Below are 25,373 nucleotides of genomic sequence, written 5' to 3'. Positions count from 1 at the left end.
TGGCTAGGGGTCAGGGACTAGGGGTAAGGGTTCAGATAATCAAATAAATCCGTGCAATCTGTGGCGAAAAAACATCCTTCGTGCGCTTCGTGTCCTTCGTGGATCAAGCGCTAATTCCTCTTTGTGATGGATTTTATAGCTGAATCCGTGGAACCAAATCCCAATCGATGCGGCCTTGGCCAGTTCGTAGATCAGTCGGAATTAAGCTAGCGCAGGCTTGAATATACTCGCGAATTCGTTGAATATTGAGGTTGTGCTGGTTGGTTTCAAAGGGAGCCAGCATATCGTGGGCGCTGGCAAGCAGTTGGCGCGGGCTATCGACAATCCCCAAACGTAGTTGATTAAGCGCTACCGACAGCCGAATCAGGCCACGGTAGAGATCGTTGCGGGTGGGAAACCACAATTCTTCTAATTGCAGCACCCCATCAACAAAACGCTCCTCGTTGAAGGCGGTGATAAAGCCTTGCCAATGCTCCTGCTCATTCATGCTCAGTTACCTCAATCACAATCCCACCGAAACGCGCTTCTTTGGCAGTGCAACGTTGCCCGTTGATCCAGCACTGATCGGATAGATAGGCCGATTGATCATCACGATAGCTACCAGCGCAGCCTGTACCCAAGAAGCCTGTGTTGAAAAACTCAACTAGACGGCCATACTGATCAACCGCCAATGCCCGACAATCGGCGCAAACATAGCGCGGATAGCGGGGCATTGGCTGCACAGGGTTACTACAAATGGGGCACATTTGCAAACTAGCGGGCGTAGTGTTGTTCATATTCTGGTTGGCGCAATGGTTGGCTGTTGATGCGAGTGTTGGCTGGGGCTGCGCAGTACGGGCAAACCTGCCAGGTCATATCGATCACCCGATTGCAATTGCCACAGTTGCGGCGCAAATGGGTTTGGCAATGCGGGCACAAAATAAAATCTGCCTGAATGCTGCGTTGGCAATTTGGGCAGACATGTTCATCCTCAATATCGCGACGCATAAAGGTTTCTTCCAATTCGCGCTCATATTTTTGGGTGAGCGTTTCGCGCGGGCGCACCAACATATATAACAACAACCCAGCAAATGGCAAAAAGAAGGCCATCGAGGTTGAAAGCACTTGCACCAAAACATCGTTGGAGCGGCTATCAATATCGCGGTAAGTCCATACCAGCGAGGCAACCCATAAGAGCACCAAATAGCCCCCAACAATCATGCCAACAATTGGCAAGATGCTTTTAAGTTCTGCAATAATTTCTGTCATGTTCCTATGCTTTCCTGAAGAAGGCCTCGGCTGTTTGAGGCGATTGCATGGGTTTAGAATACTGGCAATTAATTTACCACGATTGGGGTATTGTACCATATCGAACCACCGCCCAAGCGCATCTCAGCCTGATACTCGACTGAGATGCAGCTTATATGGCGGGCTTTAGCTCAAGGTTTTAATTGTCGTGAGATGCGGCTGGACGGCCAAAAGCAATTGTTCGGTGAGGCTTTCGCGCTCAATTCCTGCATCAAACACCTGCCAACGATGCGGATCAGCGGCGATCATCTCAAGGTAGCCACTGCGCACCCGTTCGTGGTAGGCGATCTCGCGGGCATCGAGTCGATTCCAATGTTCGTTTTGGCTGGGGCTTGGTTGGGGCAAGTGGGGCAAGGGCAAGGCCAATTGGCTTGATTCACGAAAATCATCGCGCTGTTTACGTTTGCGCTGCAAGCCTTGCTCAACTGGCAAATCCAGAAAGAAGGTTAAATCGGGTTGTAAGCCGCCAGTTGCAAAACGGGTAATTTCGCGTAATTCGGTTAAATTACGACCCAAGCCATAACCTTGGTGGGCAAAGGTCGAATCGGCATAACGGTCGCACAAAACAATGCCGCCCAGTTTCAGATAGGGCAAGATCACTTCGCCAACTAACTGAGCACGAGCGGCAGCAAACAAGAGGGTTTCGGTTGTCGGCTCCATCGCCGTCCATTGACCATCGAGCACAAGCCGCCGCACAGCATCGCTAATTGGCGTTCCGCCTGGCTCACGAGTTAAGATGACTGGATAGCCAGCCTGTTGTAGATAATCCTTGAGGTAGCGGGCTTGGGTGCTCTTCCCGCTACCTTCTGGGCCTTCAAAGGTAATGAACAAGCTCATGGTTCCCCTACAGTCCAACAAGTTGAGGCCACGTTGCCGATTTAGCGAAAGATCCGAATACGGCGACGTGGTTCTTTGCCAGTACTTTCTGATTGTAGATTGTACCGCTCAACAATCTGATGTTGCAACCTACGCACATAGGAACTTTGCGGACTCAGTTCGATACTTTCGGTTGAGCCATCCATGACTTGACTAATTGCTTCTTCAACCTCTTCCATGGCCTCGCTCAGCGGGTCGCTAGGACTGATGCTGATTTCGAAGGCCGAGCCGAGGCATTCTTCCATTTGGGTTTGGGTGTTCGAGCGTAGCACATACACTGGAATCCCGCGTTCTTCGGCATCACGCAGCCGAGTTGGGTGCTGGCGATAGTAATTTTTTAGCGTAATCACCATCGTGGCTTGTTCCATCTCGCGCACCAAACTAGCGGTAATGCCCAATCGATCTAAGGCTTTTTCCAAACGATTACGGCTAACCCCAAAGGCAAAAATCTTAGCAGGAGCATTTTTACCAGGCTTTTTAACCAGCACGCTTGGTTCTTCGGTTTTTGGGCTGGTGCTGCCATTCAGCGCCAAGCTATAGCGTTCGCGCTCTTCGCGTTGGGCTTCACGCCGTTCGCTTTTACGCCGCCAGTCGCGTTCGCCATGGTCACCGCGATCACGGTCGCGTTCACGGCTACGATAGCCGCCACGGCGTGTGAGCATGGTGCTGGCTTCGCTATCAAGCCGTTCTGGGCGGCCTTCGTGTACCACAATTTCGCCTTGCTCATCCTTGGTGCGTTGTTCAGCGGTTGGTTCATTGCCCTGCAAAATTGAATCGACGGCTGAAGCGACTTCTTGATAAATTGTTACATCGTCCCAGCTTTGAATTTCGACCAACACATCGAAGGTTGGCGGCGCTTTGCGTTCGAGCACGGTTTTTTGCGTGCCACGTCGCCGAGCTTCTTCATCGCCCAAGGTTACTGCTTGAATCCCACCGATCAGATCGGAGAGGGTTGGGTTGAGCATCAGGTTTTCCAAGGTATTCCCGTGGGCCGTACCGACCAATTGTACCCCGCGTTCGGCGATAGTGCGGGCAGCTTGGGCTTCCAACTCCGTACCAATTTCATCGATCACAATCACTTGGGGCATGTGATTTTCGACCGCCTCGATCATCACATTGTGTTGCTCGGCTGGCCGAGCCACTTGCATGCGGCGAGCACGACCAATCCCTGGGTGGGGAATATCGCCATCGCCAGCGATTTCGTTCGAGGTATCGACGATTACCACCCGCTTGAGAAAGTCGTCGGCCAAGACGCGAGCGACTTCACGCAGCATGGTGGTTTTACCAGTCCCAGGTTTGCCTAAAATCAAGATCGATTTACCAGCTTCGACCAAATCGCGCACGATTTCGATTGTGCCATAGACCGCGCGGCCAACCCGACAGGTCAAGCCAATCACCACCCCAGAGCGGTTGCGAATGGCTGAAATGCGGTGCAGCGTGCGCTGAATCCCAGCGCGATTATCCTCACCAAATTGGCCAATCCGCTCGGTCACATAATCGAGATCTTCGCGTGAGACTTCAGTTTCGCTGAGGAAACTTGATTGGTCGTGGCGAAACCGCGCCTCGGGCAAGCGCCCCAAATCCATGACAATTTCTATAACTTGATCTTTCTGTTCATGGGTTGCCAACGGCTCGGCCAAACGTGGCGGCAAGGTTGACAGCAACAGATCGATATTATGGGTAATTTCGCGACGATCTAACATAGTTGCATCCCTCTCAAACACACGCCGGGGTGTGTTAGATACACGGTTCGGATTGAACCGACGATGACAGCGACGGATTGACGACGCTTTCTCGCGTTCCTTCGATCACAGGCCGCAATAATGGATTGCGGAGTGGCACTGTGAGTTCCTTGACCGTCAGGCGTTGATCTCCAATATGTTCAAAGCCGATTTCCTCCAAGTTGTGATGCAACTCGCCATGATATTCTGGCAAAAGGAGATAGACGACACCTTGATGGGCATTGGCCAATTGGCTCATTCCAAATCGAATAACCGACGAGGCTAAGCGTTGCTCAGCAGGATCGATCAGAAGGCTCATGACTGCGGCGTGTGGGCCAAGCCACACATGCAACGCCGCCCGTAAAATATCATCTCGGCCATCGCGCCCAAGCACCCATGAGCGCTGACGAACCCCATGACGGGCAACGACCGGCAATTGCCAAGATCGTGACGTTCGTCCTTCATATCGTACAACAGTCGCTGGGGTGATCGCCTCATACAATCGTTGGATTGCATGGGGGTCGCGACGCTGTTGTGGGCGTAATACAATAATTGAGCTACCTTCGGCAACATCGGGAGTTAAGGCCCGCCAAACCTGCCGCATAGCATAACTTTGAAAGCCAAGTTGGCGAAAAACTTCCAGATGAGGTGAGTTCGAGGCCAACGGTGCAAAAATTCGCTCGATATTGCGCGAACCCATCCGCACTACAAATGCTTCTAACAAACGATACCAAACATCGGGGTCGGTTGGTTGGCGCATGCCACGCCGAAACGGTTGCGATGCCAGGTACACCAAATCGGCATCAGCACTATTTAAACGATACCAGCCTTGGACATAGCCACGCATCCCACGCTCATGATAAACCAAGGTATGGCGATCTTGGGCGAAGGGCATTAAACAGCGCAGCGCAAAACCCAAAGGCCGATGGTTGCCCGCCAGCACATGCTCGCTGCCCAACAACATATAGGTATACGGCGTGCGCCGCAACTCAAGACTATCTACCAAGCGAACAGGTCGAATCAAGCCAGATTCTCCATTGCATGAGCTGTATGCCCGATTCCGCTGTGCCACATTGCACACTGCTATCATCGCACAATTTAGGCCAGAAAAAAACTAGCAGAGTATTAATAAGTATGAAGTATGAAGGATGAGGGATGAAAATCAAAAGCCATTACACAGAGGGATGTAGCAAAAAAGTATAGAATTGAGCTACGCCGATTGAAATTGTCAGCATTCAAACATCACCAATGTATACCGATAACAGCTCCAAACCGCTTGACAGAGCCTCAAGATTTCTCTATACTCCACTGGTAAGTGGTCTGACCAGTTGGTGAATATGAGCGAATTACAACGACCAGCATCGTATTGCGAACAACAATTGATCAAACAAATTATTGGTGGCAGCTATACTGCAGGCAGCAGCTTGCCCAGCGAACGTGAGCTAGCGGTGCAGTTGGGAGTTACACGGCCAACATTACGTGAAGCGATTCAACGCTTGGCTCGCGATGGCTGGTTGGTGGTACAACAAGGCAAGCCTACGATGGTTTGCAATATTTGGCATGATGGCGGCTTGGGCGTATTACGCAGTTTGGTGCAACATAGCACTGAGCTGCCAGCCCAAATTGTGCCGCAACTGCTAGCCGTGCGCTTAGATTTAGCGCCAAGTTACACCGCCATGGCGATCGAACATCACGCTGAGCAAATTGTAACCTTATTGCAAACAGCGCTGCCGTTAGCTGATAACGCGGCGACCTATGCTCAATTCGATTGGCAATTGCAGCATCAATTAACGATCGCTTCGACAAACCCAATTTATACCTTAATTTTAAATGGCTTTCGCAGTTTCTACCAAATGATGGCATTGGATTATTTTGAGCTAGCGCTGGCCCGCGAACATTCGGTAGCCTTTTATCGCACCCTGTTGCAAGCAGCCCAAACTCGCGATATCGATTTAGCTCGCCAAGCCAGCCAAGCCGCCATGCACCAGAGCATTGAGTTTTGGCAGTCGTTAGCCGCGAATATCAAATAATGCACAAAGGGGATACTATGCGCCGTTGGAATGGTTGGGGCGATGAGAGCAAAGATTATCCGGTTAAAGCTGGTATTTTAGGCTTGCTCAAGCAATTAATTGGGGTTGGCACTGCTCCCAGCGATATTAGCTTGGCCGAGATTGTTGCCCAAGTTCCAGCATCACACTTGCCACACCACGAATTAATTAGCACCGATCCTGAGTTGCGGATTCGCCATGCGCGTGGCCAGAGTTTTGCCGATTTGGTGGCTACGCGCAGCGGCGAGTTGGGCCAAATTCCCGATGGCGTGGCTTTTCCCCAATCCAGTCAAGCAGTCCGCGAATTGATCGATTGGGCTAGTGCCAACAATCTTAGCCTGATTCCATATGGTGGTGGAACCAGCGTGGCTGGCCATATTAATCCAGTTGCAGGCGAGCGACCCATATTAACTGTTAGCCTTGCCAAGCTCAATCGGCTACTGGAAATCAACCCAACTGCGCGGCTGGCACGCTTTGGCGCTGGAATCAAAGGCCCAGATCTTGAGGCTCAATTACGGGCTGTGGGCTTTACGCTCGGCCATTTTCCCCAATCGTTCGAGCTTTCGACGCTGGGCGGCTGGATTGCCACCCGCTCTAGTGGCCAGCAATCGCTTGGTTTTGGGCGAATTGAACAACTCTGGGCAGGTGGGCGAGTTGAAACTCCCCAAGGCTCGTTAGAATTAGCGCCCTTTCCGGCTTCGGCGGCTGGCCCTGACCTGCGTGAAATGCTGCTTGGCTCAGAAGGACGCTACGGGATTATCACCGAGGCGACCGTGCGAATTCGCCCGATTCCAGAGCTTGATGTCGTCCATGCGATCTTCTTTGCAAGCTGGGAGCAAGCCCAAACTGCCGCGCGAACGATCGCCCAAGCCAACTTACCATTGGGTATGTTGCGGCTTAGCACGCCCACCGAAACCATAACCAACCTCGCGTTGGCTGGCCATGAACGAGCGATTGGCTTGCTCGAAGGCTTTTTGAAATTACGCGGCGTTGGCTCGGAAAAATGCATGCTGTTGGTTGGCTTTATTGGCAGCCAAGCCCAAGTTCAGCTTAGTCGCCAAGCAGTTTTGAGCTTGGCTCGCCAACATGGTGGCGTTCATATCGGCCAAAGCTTTGGCAAAGCTTGGCAGACGGGGCGGTTTCGTGCGCCTTATCTACGCAATCGGCTGTGGGAGTTGGGCTATGGCGTAGATACGGTCGAAACCGCCACGACATGGGAGAATGTTACGCCATTGTTGCATAGCTTGGAACACAGCTTGCGCAATGGATTAGCAGCTGAGCACGAACAGGTGCATGTATTCACCCATCTTTCACATTTTTACCCAACTGGCTCAAGCATTTACACGACCTATGCTTTTCGGCTTGGCAACGATGCGCAGGCAACTTTAGCCCGTTGGCAAGCCTTGAAAACCGCTGCCAGCCAAGCAATTGTGACTGCAGGCGGCACAATTAGCCATCAACATGGCGTAGGGCTTGATCATCGCCCCTATCTCGAAGCCGAAAAAGGCCGCTTGGGAATTGGCGCATTGCAACAACTTGGCCAACATTTCGACCCGCAGGGCTTGCTCAATCCCGCCAAATTATACGAGGATGGCCAATGAATCCGCAGTTGCAATGGAACGCTGCTTGGCGTGAGCGCACTTGGCAAGCGCTCGATCAAGCGTGGGATGTGATTATCATTGGTGGTGGAATTACTGGCGCAGGCTTAGTGCGCGAAGCCACCCGCTCAGGCCTCAAAGCGCTATTGCTTGAAGCTCGCGATTTTGCTTGGGGAACCTCAAGCCGCTCATCAAAATTAGTTCATGGTGGCTTGCGCTATTTAGCTCAAGGTCAAGTGTGCGTCACCTATGATTCGGTGGTTGAGCGCGAACAGCTTTTAAATGAAGCACCTGGTTTGGTTGCACCATTGGGCTTTTTAATTGGCCTGCCACAGGGCAAACCACTCAAGCGCTGGGTCTATCAGGCTGGCTTATTGGCCTACGATGCGCTTGCACGTCGCCGCGAACAGCATTATCTGAGCATGGCAAATTTGCGTTTACAAGCGCCCTACCTTGATGATGCCAACTTAGCGGCTGGTTTACGCTACAGCGATGCCCAAACCGATGATGCCCGTTTGGTTTTGCGGATTTTGCGCGAAGCGGCGGCGGCTGGAGCCACGGTATTAAATTATGCAGCGGTTGAGCAATTGGTACGAGCAAACGAGCAAGTAGTTGGGGTAGTCGTGCGCGATCAGCTCAGCCAGCGCCAGCAAACCCTCAAAGCTACAGCGATAGTGAATGCTACGGGTGCATGGGTCGATCAACTGCGCCAGCAGATTCAAGCGCCAGCCAAAATGCGCCCCTTGCGTGGTAGCCATTTAGTATTTAGCCAAACCCAATTACCGCTCGCCCAAGCGATCAATTTGGAGCATCCACGCGATCAGCGGCCAGTCTTTTTTGTACCGTGGGAAGGTGTGAGCATCGTTGGAACAACCGATCTTGATCATTCAGCGGATTTATGGCACGAGCCAAGCATCAGCCCTACTGAAGTTGCCTATTTGCTTGAAGCTGCCCAAACTGCCTTTCCAAGTTTAAATTTAAGTTTGAGCGATGTAATTTCGACATGGAGCGGGGTGCGACCTGTAGTCGATACGGGAGCTAGTGATCCATCCAAAGAATCGCGCGATTATGTGCTATGGCAAGAGCAAGGCTTGTTGACGGTCACAGGTGGCAAATTAACCACCTTTCGTTTGATTGCGCTCGAAGCCTTGCAGCTTTTACGCCAACGCTTACCACAGATCAAGCTTTGGCCGAACGCACCACGCCTGAATCCTGCGCCAAGCAATTTGGCTGGCACGCTCGCCCCAAGCATCAAACAACGCCTATTGGGGCGTTATGCCGCCGAAGCACCCTTGATGCTGCAAGAATTGCCCAACCATGAGTTTTGTTCAATTGCCGATTTGCCAAGTTTGTGGGCCGAAATTCGTTGGGCGGCGAGGTATGAAGCTGTAACCAATGTAGGCGATTTGCTGTTGCGGCGCAGCCGTTTGGGCTTATTATTGCCAAATGGTGCAGCCGAATATCAGGCTCAAATTCAAGCGATTTGCACTGAGGAATTGGGCTGGGATGGGCAGCGTTGGCGAACCGAGTGGCAGAATTATCAACAGTTAATTGCCCAACACTATAGCTTACCAGATTAAGCTTGTTAACACTTCTCTAATTTGACAATCTAGCTGAGATAGCTATAATGAAATCAAACCTTCTCCTCTCTCTTCTCTCCCACAAGCGGCTCCATTATGCGAGCCGTTTGTGGTTTTAGGCAATTTCTTCTGGCTCCAGCACTGGCAAATTCCATAGTTCTTCAGGAACTTGAATATGAATATGCGTGCCGCCCTGCTCTGGTGTAGCAATATTCAGACTGCCACCAATCACCATCAACAAACCACGATGCAGGCGCAAGCCACTCCCACTGCCCGATGAACTTGCTTGATGGGTTTGCATGCCCACGCCATCATCGCAAATATCGACAACTAAACCATGTTGCCAATCGATTTGCACCCGCATCTGCAAATTGCGGCGAGGATTGTTGCCACGGGCATGGCGGGCGGCATTGCGCAGGGTTTCTTGCAGGGCATAGCTAACCACTTCGCCGATAAATTGCGGCGTATCAGCCAAACGTGCTTCTGCCGCAGGTGCAACCGTATAGCTGACCTGATCAAAGGCATTGCCAAAATCAACCAAAACCATGTCGTGCAAGGTTTGGGCTAAACCACCTTGGGCCAAACGATGCGGCGTAGCTGGCGGCAACGAGCGAATCAGCGCCGAGAGTTTGGTATGGGCCTCCGATAACGCCTGAATTGTTTGTTGGGCCATAGGATCGTTGGCCGAAACTGCACTCAGATGAATCAAGGCGGCATGAATTTGCGGCAACACATCATCGTGCAAGGTGCGTCGCCCTTGGCTACCTAAGACTTTGACTTCAGCAATCCGTTGGCGCAACACATCGCCCAACATGCGGGCAGCTCGTTCGCCAGCCAGTGCATCGGTCAAACGAGCACAGCAGGCCGCTGCTACTTCCATCAATTCTTCGCTATACACCGCACCTGCTTGGGGCGAACCAAGCACCAACGCTCCAGCCAAACCACGTCCATCCCACAAAGGCACAGCCCACTCGGCACCACTTTGGGCCTCAAGCCGAATACCCGAAGTTCGCCGCTCGTTGGAAATTGGCAATTGTTCAAGTAGCGGAATTGGGGTTTGGCCCCAATGATAGCTAATCACGTTGGGCAGGCCTGGCACCGCATCGCGCAGCAACAAACAAGCACGTTCCGCCCGCAGCACATCACGACTGACCGCCTCAACCAAGCCTTCGACCGAAGCCGAAAGGCTTGCTCCGCCATCCAACAAACGATCCTGAAAGTGCAAACTGCCGACGAACGGGCGCAAACGCTCCATAAAGGCTTCGTGCTCCACCCGATAGCGCCAACTCAACAGGCCATAGGCCAGCGAAGCCAAGGTCGTGGCAAACAACACAATGTAGATCGAAGCGACTTGCAGCGCTGAGCTGACCCCGACCATCAAGGCAAAACCACCAGCAATCGCTACCAACCAGCGCCATTGATCGATGCGATTCCACTGCGGCAAGGGGCGATCAGTAAAGGCGGCGTAGGCTCCCATGGCCTGACCAGCAGCACCCAAGGCCGCTGCCACCACAATTAACACCATCACATCAAGCTGAAAAAACAGTTCGATTGCGCGATCTGCCAGCCAAGCAACCTCGGGTGTGCGACCCGATGCACCTTGCGAAAATACGATCACCGCCCCAATTAATGCCACAATTCCGGCCAGCAACCCCAGCAATGAGGTACGAATCAGCCATGATCGCACCCGCAGCCATGCTTGATGTGGCAAGTTGTTGCGCCGACCCGGGCCAGTCAATAAAGCATGAATTGGCAAACTAAAACACATAATCAAGGCCAAAAGATAGCCTGCCACAATAAATGGCAAATTAGCAACTAACCAAGCTGGTACAATTTTCAGAGCCAAAATCCGCGCTTCTTGGGGCAAAGGGTAAATTGCCGTCAGCACCAAGCCCAAAATTCCAATAAAAACGCCCATGGTAAACAGCAGCAATTTATGAATCCGCAGACTCTTGCCGCTTACTCCGGTATACCAGATCATCGTGGCATACCAGGCATAGGGCGCAAGCAACGAAACCACGCTGATCACTCGCCACCAAAAGGGCAAGCCCACATCAACGACTGGCGGGCCACGCCCAATAATCGCCGCGTGAATCAAAAAGAACACACCAGCCATCAATAAACCAGCCGCCGCCAAACGTGGGCCACGTTCACGCCCGCCATCAAGCGCCACGGTCATGCCCAACCACAAACAGATAATTGCATTGAAAATGGAAATTGCCAGGGCGATCGATTGCAGAATAAAAATCATGGGTGCTACCTATAAGCCAGTTATTTCATCATACCAGCTTCAAGCTAGCACCTAGGTGCTTAAATGCTAACGACGATCCTATTGCTAGGATCGTCGTTATTCCGCTGAAATTAAGCTTATTGGCAGGTGGCTCCATTGAGTTGGAAGGCGTTGCTTGGCAAGCTTGGCGGGCTACCAACACCTTGGAAACCAAAGTTGGCTGTGCCACCATTGGCTACAAGATAGCCATTCCAGCTAGCATTGGTGACGGTAACTGCGCTGCCATTTTGGCTGAGCGTGCCGTTCCAGAGGTTGCTGATGGTTTGGCCGCCAGGGAAGTTGAATTTCACATTCCAGCCGTTTAAGGCACTTGGCTGGAGATTGGTCACGGTAACATCGGCGATAAAGCCCACACCCCATTGGCTGGTGATCTTGAAATCAACTTTACAAGCGCCGCCAGTGCTGGTTGGCGTAACTGTTGGCACTTGGGTTGGGGTACGTGTTGCGGTTGGAATAGTGGTTGGTGTGATCGTTGGAACATTGGTTGCGGTCGAGGTTGGGCCTTGGGTTGGCGTGCGTGTGGCCGTTGGTATTTGGGTTGGCGTGCGCGAAGGCGGTGGAATATCGGTGGGCGTGGCGGTTGGCGTGCGGGTCGCAGTGGCAGTTGGCCCCGTAGTTGGGGTTGGCTGGTTACTATTGACCACGCCTACGGTTAGATAATCGGCGTAGATCGTTGCTGTGCCACTATTGCCAGCAAGTGCATTGAATTCAACCCCCAACTCGCGCACTTGGTTGATATCGGGCACGCCCGCCAATTCAATCGTCAGCAAACTTGTGCCCGAATCGATCAGCACAGTTCCGCTATCTTTCCAATTCCAAGCGCTACCAGTCTTAATGTAGAGTTTAGCGCTGAGACCGCTCCCAACATTTTGGGCACTCAGGCGAATTTGGATGCGTGATTGTCCCGTCAAATCCAGTGCTTGCGCGAGCCGAATATCGGCAGGCGTAGCGGCTAAATTAACTTGGGCCTTGATCGAACGTTGGCCATTGGCAGCCCATTCGCTGTTGACAACTGGCTCTGAAACGAGGTTTGTGCCAGTCCAGCCTTGCAGCGTGCCATCTTCGAAGTCGCTGACGACGATCCCAGGCAATGGCGTTGGCGTTGGTGTACCAGGCGTTGCTGTGGGAGCGCTCCCAAGCGTACCATTCCAAAGTTGACCAACATTGGTACGATTCAAGGTTGCCCAGTGAGCATAGGTGCTTTGAATGCGACTATCGGTATTGCGATAAAACATATCGGTATGCCAAATCATAAAGTAAGCAAATGGGGCACTGGTCAACAGGGCTGGGTCCATCATGTAGTCGGTTTCGCTGAGGGCTTTAATCTTGGTTTGCGAGAAACGCCCAAGATCTTCATACCAACTCACATAGTTGCCCGAAGTTTCGTTATACACGTCGCTGCCCAAAATATCGGCTTGACCAGCGGGATACCAAGCTGTGCTGACCCCTTTGACCCCAGGTGTCCAGACCCAGATCAAGTTGTGTAGGCCACGGGTGGTCACCAAATAGGTGAACATATCATCCCAAAGGCGGCGATAATTGGTGGCTCCGTTATCTTTATCCCACCAGAACCAACCGCCACCAGCCTCGTGGTAGGGTCGCCACAACACTGGCACGTTGGCATCTTCGAGTTGCTGCAAGTCATCGGCAATATTATCAAGCCAAATCAGATAATTATTGCGTTCAGCAGTGCCATCAACAAACATTCGATCAATATCAACCACCGTAAACATATCTTGGTGATTGGTGCCTTGGCTTGCAATCGGTGTCCAGTGTTGGCTAATGGTTGGAATAACTTTGGCATTGGTCCAATCGCTGATGATCGCGTCGATCATCCATTGTCCATCGTTGGGCAGTGCGCCGCCGATCGGAAAATCCCAGCCACGTAGCGCGGGGTAACGTTGTGGATTGGTGCGAGCAAAGACTGCATTCGACATTTCGTCTTTACGCGAATTATCCCAGTGGACTTCTTGCTGACCGCCGAGCCAATACTGACCTTTGTATTGAACGAAGCGATCGAGCACATTTTGGGCATACGGGGCGAGATTTGGATCGGCGGCTTGATAGGCGGTAATCGCGGCCTTGGTGGTGTGCGTTGGTAACAAACTCAGTGAACCAAGCAAGACCCCAAGGAGCGCAATGGTCAACAACGACCGCGAACGGCTCAGGTTCGACCACATGGCGACAATCTCCTTTGATTGAGGACACTCAGCATTGGGTATTGATCGTGGCAAGAACGAGGCGAGAATGCGATGGCTACGCGTGTGAATGTCCAAGAGTCCAGAGCAAAGATAGGAACATTCCCACCAGCGATAATAGTATAGATTTTTAAAGAGTCAATTAAAATCTTAAGTATTTCTTTAGAATTCAAAGCCAAGCAGTTGCCAAATAGATAGCCATTCAGCAACTGCTTGAGGATTTTAGGCATTTGTTTTACTAATAATTTAGATCGATCTCAGGTTTCGATTAACGATCCAAGCTGATTTGGTTTGGCGAAAAAGTACATGTGGCAGGTTGGCTCGTTCAAAATGGCGTTCATAGCGCATACCTAATTTTTCGGCAACCCGCTGCGAAACAATGTTGGTGGTCATAGTGAAAAGCACAATCGACGCTAACTGCAATTGTTCAAAGGCGACCGTTCGCGCTTGGCTGGCAATTTCGGTCGCTAAGCCTTGGCCCCACCATTCTGGCAGCAGGGCATAGCCAATTTCAGTTTCAGGCTGCTCATCGAGTTGCAATAAACGTAAACCACCGCGCCCAACAAAGCCTCCGCTGGCGCGATCATGAAAAATACATAATCCATAACCGGCCTGCTGCCAATCAGCAATTTGATTGTGCAAGCCTTGCAAGGTACGTTGACGATCTTGCAAACCGCCGAGGGTTGCCATCACCGTCGGATTTTGGTGCATTGCAGCCAGCAGATCGGCATGCTCAAGACTGATCGCGCTAGCAATCAAACGTTTGGTTGAAAAAACCTGGGGATCAAGCATACAACCTCGCAAGAAATTTCAAATAGAGCGATTGTGACCAAAATTAATTATCAATTAAGCGTGGTGGGCATTGATCTTGCATATCGGGATCGACATAAGTATGATACTATCAGCATGGCATCGTTGCCCTACATCGTCCCCATTCGCTGCTAGATTGGAGGTACGCTATGAAGATCAAGCATGTGCTCGCTACCAAAAGTCCTATCATTCATACGATTACTCCGCAAGCCCCGCTGAGCCAAGCCGTGGCGATTTTATCTGAACACAACATTGGCACATTGGTGGTAATTGAAGATGATCGAATTGCCGGAATTATCTCCGAGCGAGATATTATTCGGGCCGCAGCCCAAGACCCGGCAATTTTTGAGCGCCAAGTGCAGCATGTGATGACGGCCAATGTGATAACCGGTCGCCCCAGTGATGATCTTAGAGCCGTGCTCCAAACCATGACCAACCGCCGCTTCCGCCACTTACCAATTCTTGATGGCGACATCTTACTTGGAATTGTATCGATTGGCGATGTGGTCAAGGCGCAACTTGGGGAATATGAAGGTAAGCTCGATACCCTCGAAACTCAAATTATCGAAGAGGGCTAGACGCTCAAAAGGATTGCGATCATGACAACTGTGGGAACTGAAGCGCAGCCATTACGGGTTGCGATCATTGGTTCTGGGCCATCGGCATTTTATGCGGCGGATCACTTGCTCAAACAAAGCGATCTGGTTGTTGAAGTTGATATGTTCGACCGTTTGCCAACACCGTTTGGTTTGGTTCGCGGTGGGGTTGCGCCCGATCACCAGAAAATCAAGACCGTCACTAAGGCCTTTAATTTGGTTGCTAAAAATCCCCGTTTTCGCTTTTTTGGCTATGTGGAATATGGCAAAGATCTCAGCCACGCCGATTTAGTTGAACACTATCATCAAATTTTATATGCCACTGGTGCGCAAAGTGATCGTCATATGGGGATTCCTGGCGAGGATCTGACCAATAGTTTTCCGGCGACCGCCTTTGTGGCCTGGTATAACGGCCATCCCGATTATCGCCATTTACAATTCGATCTCTCGCAAGAGCGGGTGGCGGTGGTTGGGGTTGGCAATGTGGCAATTGATGTGGCGCGGATTTTATGTCTCTCGCATGAAGAATTGGCGCGTACCGATATTGCTGACCATGCGTTGGAAGCACTGAGCAAAAGCAATATTAAAGAAGTGTATTTGCTCGGGCGACGTGGGCCTGCTCAAGCGGCCTTTACCACTCCCGAAGTCAAAGAATTGGGCGAGCTGGAAGAAGCCGATGTGGTGGCGATTCCCAGCGAAGTTGCCCTCGACGATGTGAGCCGCGCCGATTTGGAAGCTGGTGGCGATAAAGCCGCTCAGAAGAAGGTCGAGTTGCTGCAAGGCTACGCTCAACGTGCGCCCGCAGGCAAAAAACGCCGCCTGATTTTCCGCTTCTTGGTTAGCCCAACTGAAGTTTTAGGCGATAGCGATGGGCGGGTGGCTGGCTTGCGTTTGGCCAAAAACGAACTCTACGCCAGCGAATCGGGCAGCATCGCCTCACGGGCAACTGGTGAGACCGAAGATTTACCAGTTGGCTTGGTTTTCCGTTCGGTCGGCTATCGTGGTTCGCCGCTGGTCGATGTACCATTCAACGAACGCTGGGGAACCTTCCTCAACCAAAAAGGCCGCATTATCGACCCAACCAGCCAACAGCCCAAAGTTGGCGAATATACCGCTGGCTGGATTAAGCGCGGCCCAAGTGGTGTAATTGGTACCAATAAGCCTGATGCAGTTGAAACAGTGCAATGTATGCTCGAAGATTTGGTAGCTGGGCAAGTGCTCAATCCAAGCCATGCCGAGCGTGAGAGCATTGAAAAATTGGTGCAAGAACGCCAACCCAACTACGTAACCTTTGCCGATTGGCAACGCCTCGACGAGATTGAAGTTGCCAATGGTGCGGCCACAGGTCGGCCACGAGTCAAATTCACGCGCATCGAAGATATGCTAGCAGCGCTTGGCAAAAATGTAACCGCCTAAACTTAGCATTTTTAAGTTAAACCCCACATCTGAGTAAATTCAGGTGTGGGTTTGTTGTTTAGGGGTCAGGGGCTAGGGATCAGGGGTCAGTTAAGTTGAACTCACGAAGGGCACGAAGAACGCAACCACAAAGAACGCGAAGAGCGCGAAGGCTGTTTTTAGCCACAGATTGCCACAGATTTGTATGATTATGATTCTGCCCACTGATCCTTCATCTTTCATTCTTTGAAACTCTGCACCTCTACGTTAAATTCCCATGCCGATTTTGCCTTTTGATTTTTGACTTCTGACTTAACCCTATATTCTCTGTTCTTAATTTCATCCCTCATAATGCATCCTTCATCCTTCGCTCTGCCTTTTGGCGGATTTAGCATGATGCAGAACGCAGTACAATGCATACAGCAACTACCCATCATCGTAAAACAAGGAGCGAGCTATGGCATTTGGGCGTTCATTTTGGCGCGAAACTCGCGCATCGTATGCATTTGTTGAGCGCAATATCAACTTAATTAAACGTTATTGGGGCTGGGAAGTTGTTTGGTTGATCTATTCGATCGTCAATGCCTTATCGATCACCTTTATTGGTAAGGCAGTTGGGGCGATTACTGGCCAAGAATTCGACCAAGCAACGATTAACGCCACGATTTTATATTTGATTGTCGGGACATTGGTTTGGCACTATTTGGCAGTAGTGTTTGATTGTATTGCTGAATCGGTACAGTGGGAACGATGGGAAGGCACGATTGAATATACCTTTATGGCTCCGATTTCGCGGCTGACCCACATGCTGGGCACAACGATTTTTGCAATCTTCTGGGGCTTGTTTCATACCGGCATTATTTTGGCCTTTGTGGCGGTGTTTTTTCAAATTAGCCTTGAGAATGCCAACTTCTTGGGTGCAACCGTCATCTTGCTGACGGGCAGTATCAGCTTTATTGGCTTAGGAATTGTCGCGGCAGTTTTGCCATTACTGTTTCCTGAGCGCGGAGCACAGATGACCAACATCGTCAAAGCCACGATTTTGTTGGTTTCGGGCGTGTATTATCCCATTAGCGTGTTGCCAACTTGGATGCAACCACTGGCCTCAATTTCGCCAGCGACCTATGTGTTGGAAGGCATGCGGCGGGCTTTGCAAAATAATGCTGGGCCGTTCGACCTCTGGGCCAGCTATCTATTGCCGTTATTGGGCAGTGGTTTGTTGCTGGTGCCCTTTGGCTTATGGATTTTCTTGCGTGGCGAGGAATATGCCAAACGCACAGGCCGCCTAAAACGCAACGGCTAGGCGCTTATTGACACATTTTTGCAGCAACCAAGCCAATTTGAAGCCATTTTGAACATAATTAATCATTTTGCGCAACCGTGACGCTAAAAATTAATGGTATAGATTCAATATCCCCCTTGGGGGGTATTTTTTTGTAGTCTAGTGCTAGAGTAGAGACTGTACTATGCAGCATTATAGGACCAAGGTCATGCTTTTCAGGCCAGGGTTAAACCTTTTAGCGACTTCATGGGGGATAGCTATCCCCCCTTTAGTACCAAAGAACCATTAATAATTTTGACAAAAAACTGCTGTACAGGTACAATAGGCCTAACAACCTACCTACGATAGCCTGTAGAAGCCATTTTTGTAGTGAATCACGGCTATTCGGCCTAGGAATCAGCCTGATCAGCCACCAATGGTTTCAACGTGAGAGGTCTCTGGCGTTAAGGAGGAATCTCACCACACATCCAACATTCCTACAGCTAACGTATCATCGCCCAACACCAATAAACTCCACCGGATCTTGCTCGGTTTACCGGAACATCCCCGTGTAAATAGCGAGGGAGGCTACCATGATTATCATTTTCTAAATGAATTCAGCATAATCGAACTGACATAACATTTGGGGGTCTGTTTATGGTAATAATCTTCTAAGATTGAGGGTGTGCAAGCCTCGGATACCAACTGCTGATCTTCCCAATGCAGGGTGGAACACGACCGATGAGCAATGCTCGTCGCCAGGATCAACGAGGCTTTGTGAATTCACAGCTATATTTTGGTTGTGTTGAGGCCATATGCACTATCTTGGGGAGGATTTCATGATTATCATTTTCTAAACTGACCGTTCAATAAACTCTAGCAACCATCACGAGATCAGCGATTTCGTGATGGTTGTGTTTTTAGCCTATGCCAAATAAATATTAATAATTTTGACAAATTCGTTAAAATGATTTAATATATGTCATGTACTCGACCACTTGAGTATCCCGACGTTGTTCGACTGGCCACTTACTTCATCCACAGAAAGGGGCATGCGACTTCGGAAGAACCCAACGGCCTCACCGATTCCTTCGAAACAATGATGTGTACGTGCGGTAATCCAACCACTGTCGGTTTTGGGATTGCCCATGGTAAATTTGCAATCCACATATTGAGGAGGCACCCTTGAAGCGTCTGTTTGTTTCATTCGTCTTGATCTGCAGTCTCGTGATTATCTTCAGTGCTCCAAACCCTTCATTTGGTCAAAGCCGTACTCCTGCGAAACCAGTTGAACGAGTTGATTTTGCTGCTCCAGCAGTGGCAGGCCAATTTGTGGTCAAATTCAAAGCCACGACTAGCAAAGCCAACCGCAGCTCAGCCCTCAAAGCCCTTGGCGCGGTGCAAATCGATCGCATTGCAGCACTTGATGCAGAAGTGATCGAAGTTGCGAGCCTCAAGAGCAACGATACCCTCGCAGGCCGCGAAGCTTTCTTAGCTAACTTGAAGCAAAATCCCAATATCGAATATGCCGAACCCAACTTTATTTATTCTGTGAATTTTACGCCCAATGACCCAAGCCAAAGCTCACAATGGGCATGGGGTGTCATCCGTGCATATACCGGTTGGGATATCACCCAAGGGAGCAGCAGCGTGGTGATTGCTGTTGTTGATACAGGGGTTCAAAGCAACCACCCTGATCTTGATGCCAAGATGGTGGCTGGCTACGACTATATCGACAACGACTCAACCCCCACTGACGGCAATGGCCACGGTACCCACGTTGCAGGTACAAGCGCCGCTGAGACGAATAACAGCACTGGTGGTGCTGGCACATGTCCAAATTGTAAGGTGATGCCTGTGCGGGTATTGAACAACAGTGGGAGTGGGACGTTGGCTGGTGTGGCCAACGGGATCACCTACGCTGCTGACAATGGTGCAGAGGTCATCAACTTGAGCCTTGGTGGTGGTGGTTCAACGGCCTTGCAAAATGCTGTTGACTACGCTTGGGGTCGCGGGGTGTTCTTGGCTTGTGCTGCTGGTAACAGCAACACCTCAAGCACCACCAGTTCCTATCCAGCCGCCTACACCAACTGTTTTGCCGTTGCCTCAACGACCTCAACCGATGCTCGCTCATCGTTCTCGAACTACGGTTCGTGGGTCGAAGTGGCGGCCCCAGGTTCGAGCATCTACTCAACCTGGATTAACAGTGGCTACAACACCATCAACGGTACGTCGATGGCTACGCCACACGTTGCTGGTTTGGCTGGTTTGTTGGCCTCACAAGGCTTGACCAATAGCCAAATTCGCGACCGCATCTGCTCGACCTCAGATCGCATCAGCGGCACCGGTAGCACCTGGACTTGTGGTCGGATCAACGTCTACAATGCTGTCAACAACGGTGGCTCAACCCCAACTCCAACGCCGCCAACTAGCACGCCACTTCCAACCACCCCAACCGTGGTTCCACCAACGGCAACCCCACCTCCAGGCGGCGGTAGCATCGTCAATGGTGGCTTCGAAAGCGGCACAACTGGTTGGACGCAAGCCTCAAGCGGTGGTTATGGTTTGATCGATACCACCCGCCCACGCACTGGTAGCTACAGCGTTTATATGGGTGGCTACAACAATGCCAGCGAAGGGATCTACCAAACCTTGGCCGTACCAGCAGGCAAGTCGTTGAGCTTCTACTGGTATCAAACCACTGCCGAAGGTAGCACAACGGCTTACGACTACCTGCGCGTTCGGGTCTACAATACCAGCGGAACCTTATTGGGAACCCTGGCGACCCGCTCGAATGTCAACACCAAGAACGCTTGGGTAGCTGAAAGTTTGAGTTTGGCCGCTTATGCTGGTCAAACGGTTCGCATCCGCTTTGAAACCACAACAGATAGCTCATTGATTACATCGTTCTTTGTTGATGATGTAAGCCTTCAATAAGCTGCTCGTTCTTCCTTAGTTTGCAATCGAACAACGTCAGTCGCACCCGTCAACAGCAATGTTGGCGGGTGTGGCGTTTTACAAGCGCCCTGCGTTACGCTAAAATAGAGCGTAGCAACCACCAACCATGTTTAAGGAGTGAGCAATCAATGGCCAGTGAGTCAAACAAACCTTTGACCAACAAGCGTAGCTATTCGATTATTGGCACGCTATTTGTACTTTTGTTATCAGTGCTTTCGTTTATTGTTGTGCCAATGATGTTGTTTGCCGATGATTCGCCAGCTGGGGCTTTGGCCTTCTTGGCAATTATGCTGGGCTTAGTGGTCACCATTATTGCTTCGGTTTTAGCTCCACTCAAGCAACAAGAATATACCGATTTTGCAGTGCGCCCACCAATGGAGCTTGATTTGGAAACCTTCGATGCCAAAAAAGATGGGGTTTCGTGGTAATTTTGTAGGGTCGCCCACCAAACAATAAGCGTTAACCGTAACAGCGCCGTGCCCTTCTCCCATTATTGCGGAGAAAGACGCGACGCTGTTTTCAATCGTTAAGCTAGCGAAATACTTAGCCACGATATTGAAAGGCTGGATTTTCAAGATACGTTTCGAGGCTCATTGCAGCTTGGTCGCGGCCTGAGAGCGTTGGTTCGCTAATTGGCCACTCAATCCCAATTTGTGGGTCATTCCAGCGCACCGCACCTTCAGTCTCAGGCGCATATAAACCTGTACAGCGATATTGCACCTCGGCAAACTCCGAAAGCACTACAAAGCCATGGCCAAAGCCCGAAGGAATCAGAAATTGTAAAAAGTTATCGGCGCTTAGCTCAACCCCAACCCATTTGCCAAACGTGGGCGAGCCAACTCGTAAATCAACAGCAACATCAAAAATACTGCCAACACTACAACGCACAAGTTTTGCCATTGGCTGGCGCTCATCTTGATAATGCAGACCACGCAGTACCCCTTGCTTGGAACGTGAGTGATTATCTTGCACAAAATCGGTAGGCAGACCGAGGTCAGCAAACTTGGTCTGATGGTATGTTTCAAGGAAGAAGCCGCGTTCATCGGCAAACACGCTTGGTTTAATAATGACAACGCCATCAAGCGCGGTTTGCGTTACGGTCAAACTCATTGCCTTTAGTCCTTTCGCCATTCGGTGGGTTCAATTATCCCCCAATTATAGAGCATAGCTGCCCAAAGTGAGTTTTGTATGAAGATTAACCATATTCAGTTGCCCCAAACCTCAGCCTACCTGAGTTTACGCCATGCGTTGAGTGTGCTTAAACAACTTTTAGGTTCGCAGCCAGCCTGGGTCGTCGGCGGTACATTGCGCGATTTAGTGATTGGCCGCCCGTTGCATGATGTTGATTTAGTGGTCAATCAACCAGCCATTGGCTTAGCTCAAACCCTTGCTAACCAGCTCAACGCGAGTTTGGTGGTGCTTGATGCTGAACGCGATATTGGGCGAGTTGTCTTGGCCGATGGCAAGTATCTCGATCTGGCCCATTTACGCGCTGCCGACTTAGCGAGCGATTTGGCCGACCGCGATTTTACAATTAATGCCATGGCCGCGCCGCTTTACGAGCAAGCCCAACTCGGCCAAATTATCGATCCTCATGCTGGATTGAACGATATTGCCACTGCCACGCTGCGCATGGTGCAAGCCAAGGCTTTAGCCAACGATCCGCTGCGTATGCTTCGCGCCGTGCGAATTGCGGCCCAACTCGGCTGGCAACTTGATTTAGCAACCGATCAGGCAATCATGGCGCATGCCGAATTGATCAATAAAGTGGCGGTTGAACGGGTGAGAGTTGAGCTATTAGCAATTTTAGCCACCCGTTGGAGTGCTAGCTGGCTGCGTTATTTAGATCGCGTTAATCTTTTGCCAAGCTTAATTCCTGAAATTCGCCCCATGTATGGCCACAGCCAGCCCAATATTCACTTTTTGGATGTGTGGGAGCATTCGCTCGAAACGATTACTGCTGGCGAATGGCTGCTAGCCCAGTTGGAACATGATCAACAGCCAACGCCACCAGCACCGCCAGCAATGGCCGATGATTGGCATCCACCAGCCTTTTTTCAACAACCCGCGACCTTGCGCATGCTACCCAAGTTGACGCTACAACTGCAATGGGCCGAGCAGGTTGTTGCCCAAATCCAACAGCCAATTGGCCAGACTGCCAGCCATCGCGCCCTTTGGAAAATGGCAATTTTGCTGCACGATTGTGCCAAGCCCGCGACGCGGGTCGATAAGCCCGATGGTAGCGTATCGTTTCATGAGCATCAAACGATTGGCGCTGACATTGCCCGAGGTGTATACCAGCGGCTACGATTTAGCAACCAAGAGATTGAATATATGTGTAAAGTAATTGCGGGGCATATGCGGCCTGGTCAGCTGTACTCGCAGCCCGAAACCACGGCTAAAGCGGCCTATCGCTTCTTTCGCGATTTAAAGGAAAGCGCCGTCGATACCTTGCTGCATGCCTTGGCCGACCATATGGCAACACGCGGGCCGCTGCTGCAAGAACATCATTGGGCCTACCAAGCCGCTTGGACAGATGCGATGCTCGGGTTCTATTGGGATGCTGAGGCCGAACAAAAACGTGTGCCCTTATTAGATGGACACACGCTGATGCAAGAGCTAGGTTTAGCAGCCGGCCCCCAAGTTGGGGCGTTGCTTGAGGCGATTCGTGAAGCCCAAGCGGCTGGCGAAGTGACCGACCTTGAGAGCGCCTTAGCGTTGGCGCGTCGGCTTCATGCGTAATTGTGGCTCGTCGGAATCATCCTCGACCACTGGCGTTGAGCGTGAGATATACGGCAATGCGGCTAATGCCACAAGCAGGAGCGCAACAAAAAATAGTGTCGTCAGCATGGCGACCTCCATGGGCTTGTGTTTCCAGAGGCAGCGTACTTAATAACTCCATGCTACGCCAGTATGCCGATCTGACGAGCGCCTGATGGCCGACTGATAGCTCCGCCGCAAGACCGATTAAACAACGAGCCGCTCAACAATCCAAACAAGGATTATTGAGCGGCTCGTTTAAGCAGCTATCAGGTATGCTTACACGTGCTTTTGCAAATCCGCCAATTGACGATCAAGGCGGGCTGAGATGTCGCGGTACATATCGCCACGTGAGCGGGCGGCATCAAGTTTACGTTGTAAGTCGATGACGCGCACCAAAGCAGCCAAGCCAACGACAATCAGAAGCCAACGAGCCATTGAAAAATCTCCTCGCGATACGCAGAAGTTGATCTATGTGCTCATTGTAGCATAACCCTGCCTAGAGTGTCGTCAGTTTTTGCAAGCCTTGTTCAGCTTGTTGGCGCAGCTTGGCAACCGCCGCGCTGAATTGTTCGCGCAATTGGCTATCACTTAAATCACCAAGATTCACCAACACATTTAATCCAGCGCCATTAACTGCGGCATAGGCCAAATAGCCGCCAACTTGGGCATCGGTGCGGGCATTGACGTTGCCTTGGGTCGCCAACAAATATAAATCATCAAACAAACTGGCGGCTTGTTGGGCCACTTGCAAGGGAACTTCACAGGCATGGACAATCACCGCCGCCAATTGTTGCGCTCGGTCAGCTTGCTCTTCGGGCAATTTACGGGCGACGCTGATAGCATTGAAGGCTGCACTATCAGCTAAAGCCAATTTGCCTAAGCTGGTGGTTGCTTCGCTCAAGCGCTCCAAGGCTGCTTGCACGCTGTGCTTAACCGCTGCATATTTTTTGCGGCTGACGGTTAAATTAGCCACCATCTGGCCCAACGAGCCAGCCAAAGCGCCAGCCAAGGCTGCTGCCGAACCACCACCAGGCGTTGGCGTGCCCGCCGCAAAGGCTTGGAACGTATTGGTTGGTAGCCAAGTATCAGCGGCGCTTGGCGTGGCCAATTTGGCCTCAAGCACTTGGTCGCGGCGAAAACGATTAAGTTGCAGATAATGCTCAGCGGCATCAACCAGTGCATCTTGCGGCACAAGCCCGATGACTTCACCCTCGGTAATTGTCACGCCATAGCGCATGGCCTCGGCGCGTACCAGCTCTTGCACGCGATGAATTGGCGTACCACGAAAATTAACCAAGTTCATCGAGATTTGAGCGCGGCCATCGACCAACAAGCCCAAGGCTTTGACATAGCGCAAACCACCGCCAAGGTAGCGAATCGATTTAGCGATTTTTTTGGCAATCTCTACATCGGTAGTATTTAAATAGATGTTATAGGCAATTAATGGCTGACGTGCCCCAACCACGGTTGCCCCAGCTGGTGTCGCTACGGCTGGGCCAAAATCTGGCTCCCGCGCTGGATCAACCCCGATAGCTTTGCGCCAAGCCTCATATTCGCCCTTGCGCACATCGGCCAAATTCTGGCGTTCGGGGCGAGTCGCAGCTTCTTCATACAAATACACCGCAATCCCCAACTCATCGCCAATCCGCTTGCCAACTTTGCGAGCCAAGGCCACACATTGTTTCATTGTGGTTTGGCCAAGTGGCACAAATGGCAACACATCGGTCGCGCCGATCCGTGGGTGTTCGCCACGATGGGTATCTAAATTAATTAAGCCTTGGGCGGTGCGGGTTGCTTGGAAGGCAGCTTCGCCAACTGCCTCAGCCTCGCCCGCAAAACTAATCACCGTGCGATTATGATCAGCGTCAGATTGAACATCGAGCAATTGCACCCCGGCAACTGCCGTAATTGCATCACGAATGGCGTGCACAACCTCGGTGCGACGGCCTTCGCTGAAATTCATAATACTTTCGACCAAGCCCATTGAATGTC

At 51.1% G+C, this 25,373-nt stretch carries 22 protein-coding genes; 9 read left to right on the top strand and 13 right to left on the bottom strand.

Translation table 11 applies throughout. The features are described 5' to 3' along the window. Nucleotides 1–133: 133 nt before the first annotated feature. From ABEB26_RS01820 to ABEB26_RS01795, 6 genes are all read right to left on the bottom strand, one after another. Nucleotides 134–487, bottom strand: a complete 354-nt coding sequence (locus tag ABEB26_RS01820) for a hypothetical protein (RefSeq protein ID WP_345720232.1) — start codon at nucleotides 485–487, stop codon at nucleotides 134–136. Next, nucleotides 480–713 carry a hypothetical protein gene (locus ABEB26_RS01815; RefSeq protein WP_345720231.1) on the bottom strand — a complete coding sequence of 78 codons (234 nt, stop codon included), beginning with the start codon at nucleotides 711–713 and terminating at the stop codon, nucleotides 480–482. The genes ABEB26_RS01820 and ABEB26_RS01815 overlap by 8 nt, the downstream gene beginning before the upstream one ends. 40 nt (nucleotides 714–753) lie before the next feature. Beyond that, entirely contained in the window at nucleotides 754–1,248 is a 495-nt protein-coding gene (locus ABEB26_RS01810) for a zinc ribbon domain-containing protein (protein ID WP_345720230.1), read from the bottom strand. A gap of 165 nt (nucleotides 1,249–1,413) precedes the next feature. Next, complete coding sequence (gene tmk / locus ABEB26_RS01805; protein ID WP_345720229.1) at nucleotides 1,414–2,124, bottom strand: dTMP kinase; 711 nt, start codon at nucleotides 2,122–2,124, stop codon at nucleotides 1,414–1,416. 41 nt (nucleotides 2,125–2,165) lie between these two features. Continuing rightward, complete coding sequence (locus tag ABEB26_RS01800) at nucleotides 2,166–3,866, bottom strand: R3H domain-containing nucleic acid-binding protein (RefSeq protein WP_345720228.1); 1,701 nt, start codon at nucleotides 3,864–3,866, stop codon at nucleotides 2,166–2,168. A 34-nt stretch (nucleotides 3,867–3,900) separates the two neighbouring features. Next, nucleotides 3,901–4,908, bottom strand: coding sequence for a hypothetical protein (locus ABEB26_RS01795; protein ID WP_345720227.1), 1,008 nt, complete (start codon nucleotides 4,906–4,908; stop codon nucleotides 3,901–3,903). Between the two features lie 313 nt (nucleotides 4,909–5,221). Here ABEB26_RS01795 and fadR point away from each other — a divergent pair, with 313 nt between their 5' ends. From fadR to ABEB26_RS01780, 3 genes are read left to right on the top strand one after another with little or no spacing between them, the layout of a single operon-like run. Beyond that, nucleotides 5,222–5,914 (top strand): fatty acid metabolism transcriptional regulator FadR, encoded by a 693-nt coding sequence (gene fadR, locus ABEB26_RS01790; protein ID WP_345720226.1) that lies wholly within the window; start codon nucleotides 5,222–5,224, stop codon nucleotides 5,912–5,914. Nucleotides 5,915–5,931: 17 nt separating this feature from the next. Next, nucleotides 5,932–7,533 (top strand): FAD-binding oxidoreductase, encoded by a 1,602-nt coding sequence (locus tag ABEB26_RS01785; protein ID WP_345720225.1) that lies wholly within the window; start codon nucleotides 5,932–5,934, stop codon nucleotides 7,531–7,533. Further along, nucleotides 7,530–9,110, top strand: coding sequence for a glycerol-3-phosphate dehydrogenase/oxidase (locus tag ABEB26_RS01780; protein WP_345720224.1), 1,581 nt, complete (start codon nucleotides 7,530–7,532; stop codon nucleotides 9,108–9,110). The genes ABEB26_RS01785 and ABEB26_RS01780 overlap by 4 nt, the downstream gene beginning before the upstream one ends. Before the next feature lie 115 nt (nucleotides 9,111–9,225). Here ABEB26_RS01780 and ABEB26_RS01775 read toward each other — a convergent pair whose 3' ends face one another. The 3 genes from ABEB26_RS01775 to ABEB26_RS01765 all read right to left on the bottom strand — a co-directional run bounded on the left by ABEB26_RS01775 (nucleotide 9,226) and on the right by ABEB26_RS01765 (nucleotide 14,390). Further along, complete coding sequence (locus ABEB26_RS01775) at nucleotides 9,226–11,361, bottom strand: sensor histidine kinase (RefSeq protein ID WP_345720223.1); 2,136 nt, start codon at nucleotides 11,359–11,361, stop codon at nucleotides 9,226–9,228. A 116-nt stretch (nucleotides 11,362–11,477) separates the two neighbouring features. Beyond that, entirely contained in the window at nucleotides 11,478–13,580 is a 2,103-nt protein-coding gene (locus ABEB26_RS01770; protein WP_345720222.1) for a glycosyl hydrolase, read from the bottom strand. A gap of 264 nt (nucleotides 13,581–13,844) precedes the next feature. Beyond that, entirely contained in the window at nucleotides 13,845–14,390 is a 546-nt protein-coding gene (locus ABEB26_RS01765; RefSeq protein WP_345720221.1) for a GNAT family N-acetyltransferase, read from the bottom strand. Between the two features lie 167 nt (nucleotides 14,391–14,557). Between ABEB26_RS01765 and ABEB26_RS01760 the strand changes: the two genes are divergently transcribed. From ABEB26_RS01760 to ABEB26_RS01740, 5 genes are all read left to right on the top strand, one after another. After that, entirely contained in the window at nucleotides 14,558–14,986 is a 429-nt protein-coding gene (locus ABEB26_RS01760; protein WP_345720220.1) for a CBS domain-containing protein, read from the top strand. Nucleotides 14,987–15,007: 21 nt separating this feature from the next. Continuing rightward, the gene (locus ABEB26_RS01755; RefSeq protein ID WP_345720219.1) at nucleotides 15,008–16,420 is read left to right on the top strand and encodes an FAD-dependent oxidoreductase; all 1,413 of its coding nucleotides are present in this window, start codon (nucleotides 15,008–15,010) and stop codon (nucleotides 16,418–16,420) included. Between the two features lie 436 nt (nucleotides 16,421–16,856). After that, complete coding sequence (locus ABEB26_RS01750; RefSeq protein WP_345720218.1) at nucleotides 16,857–17,702, top strand: ABC transporter permease; 846 nt, start codon at nucleotides 16,857–16,859, stop codon at nucleotides 17,700–17,702. Between the two features lie 1,143 nt (nucleotides 17,703–18,845). Then, nucleotides 18,846–20,597 (top strand): S8 family serine peptidase, encoded by a 1,752-nt coding sequence (locus ABEB26_RS01745; protein ID WP_345720216.1) that lies wholly within the window; start codon nucleotides 18,846–18,848, stop codon nucleotides 20,595–20,597. A 149-nt stretch (nucleotides 20,598–20,746) separates the two neighbouring features. Continuing rightward, complete coding sequence (locus ABEB26_RS01740) at nucleotides 20,747–21,046, top strand: hypothetical protein (RefSeq protein ID WP_345720215.1); 300 nt, start codon at nucleotides 20,747–20,749, stop codon at nucleotides 21,044–21,046. A gap of 115 nt (nucleotides 21,047–21,161) precedes the next feature. Here the strand turns inward: ABEB26_RS01740 and rfbC are convergent, their stop codons facing one another. Continuing rightward, a complete protein-coding gene (rfbC, locus tag ABEB26_RS01735) occupies nucleotides 21,162–21,728 on the bottom strand; it encodes a dTDP-4-dehydrorhamnose 3,5-epimerase (RefSeq protein ID WP_345720214.1) in 567 nt (188 codons plus the stop codon). A gap of 78 nt (nucleotides 21,729–21,806) precedes the next feature. Here rfbC and ABEB26_RS01730 point away from each other — a divergent pair, with 78 nt between their 5' ends. Continuing rightward, nucleotides 21,807–23,360, top strand: a complete 1,554-nt coding sequence (locus tag ABEB26_RS01730; RefSeq protein ID WP_345720213.1) for a tRNA nucleotidyltransferase/poly(A) polymerase-related protein — start codon at nucleotides 21,807–21,809, stop codon at nucleotides 23,358–23,360. Here the strand turns inward: ABEB26_RS01730 and ABEB26_RS01725 are convergent. From ABEB26_RS01725 to ftcD, 3 genes are all read right to left on the bottom strand, one after another. Beyond that, the gene (locus tag ABEB26_RS01725; RefSeq protein ID WP_345720212.1) at nucleotides 23,331–23,468 is read right to left on the bottom strand and encodes a hypothetical protein; all 138 of its coding nucleotides are present in this window, start codon (nucleotides 23,466–23,468) and stop codon (nucleotides 23,331–23,333) included. The two genes, ABEB26_RS01730 and ABEB26_RS01725, sit on opposite strands and share 30 nt — an antisense overlap. Nucleotides 23,469–23,657: 189 nt before the next feature. Continuing rightward, nucleotides 23,658–23,816, bottom strand: a complete 159-nt coding sequence (locus ABEB26_RS01720) for a hypothetical protein (RefSeq protein WP_345720211.1) — start codon at nucleotides 23,814–23,816, stop codon at nucleotides 23,658–23,660. Between the two features lie 61 nt (nucleotides 23,817–23,877). After that, entirely contained in the window at nucleotides 23,878–25,365 is a 1,488-nt protein-coding gene (ftcD, locus tag ABEB26_RS01715; protein WP_345720210.1) for a glutamate formimidoyltransferase, read from the bottom strand. Nucleotides 25,366–25,373 lie beyond the last annotated feature (8 nt).

It is taken from the genome of Herpetosiphon gulosus, assembly GCF_039545135.1.
GTDB lineage: Bacteria > Chloroflexota > Chloroflexia > Chloroflexales > Herpetosiphonaceae > Herpetosiphon > Herpetosiphon gulosus.
Note: the sequence above shows the minus strand (reverse complement) of the source record. Positions and strands in the feature narration are given on the sequence as shown.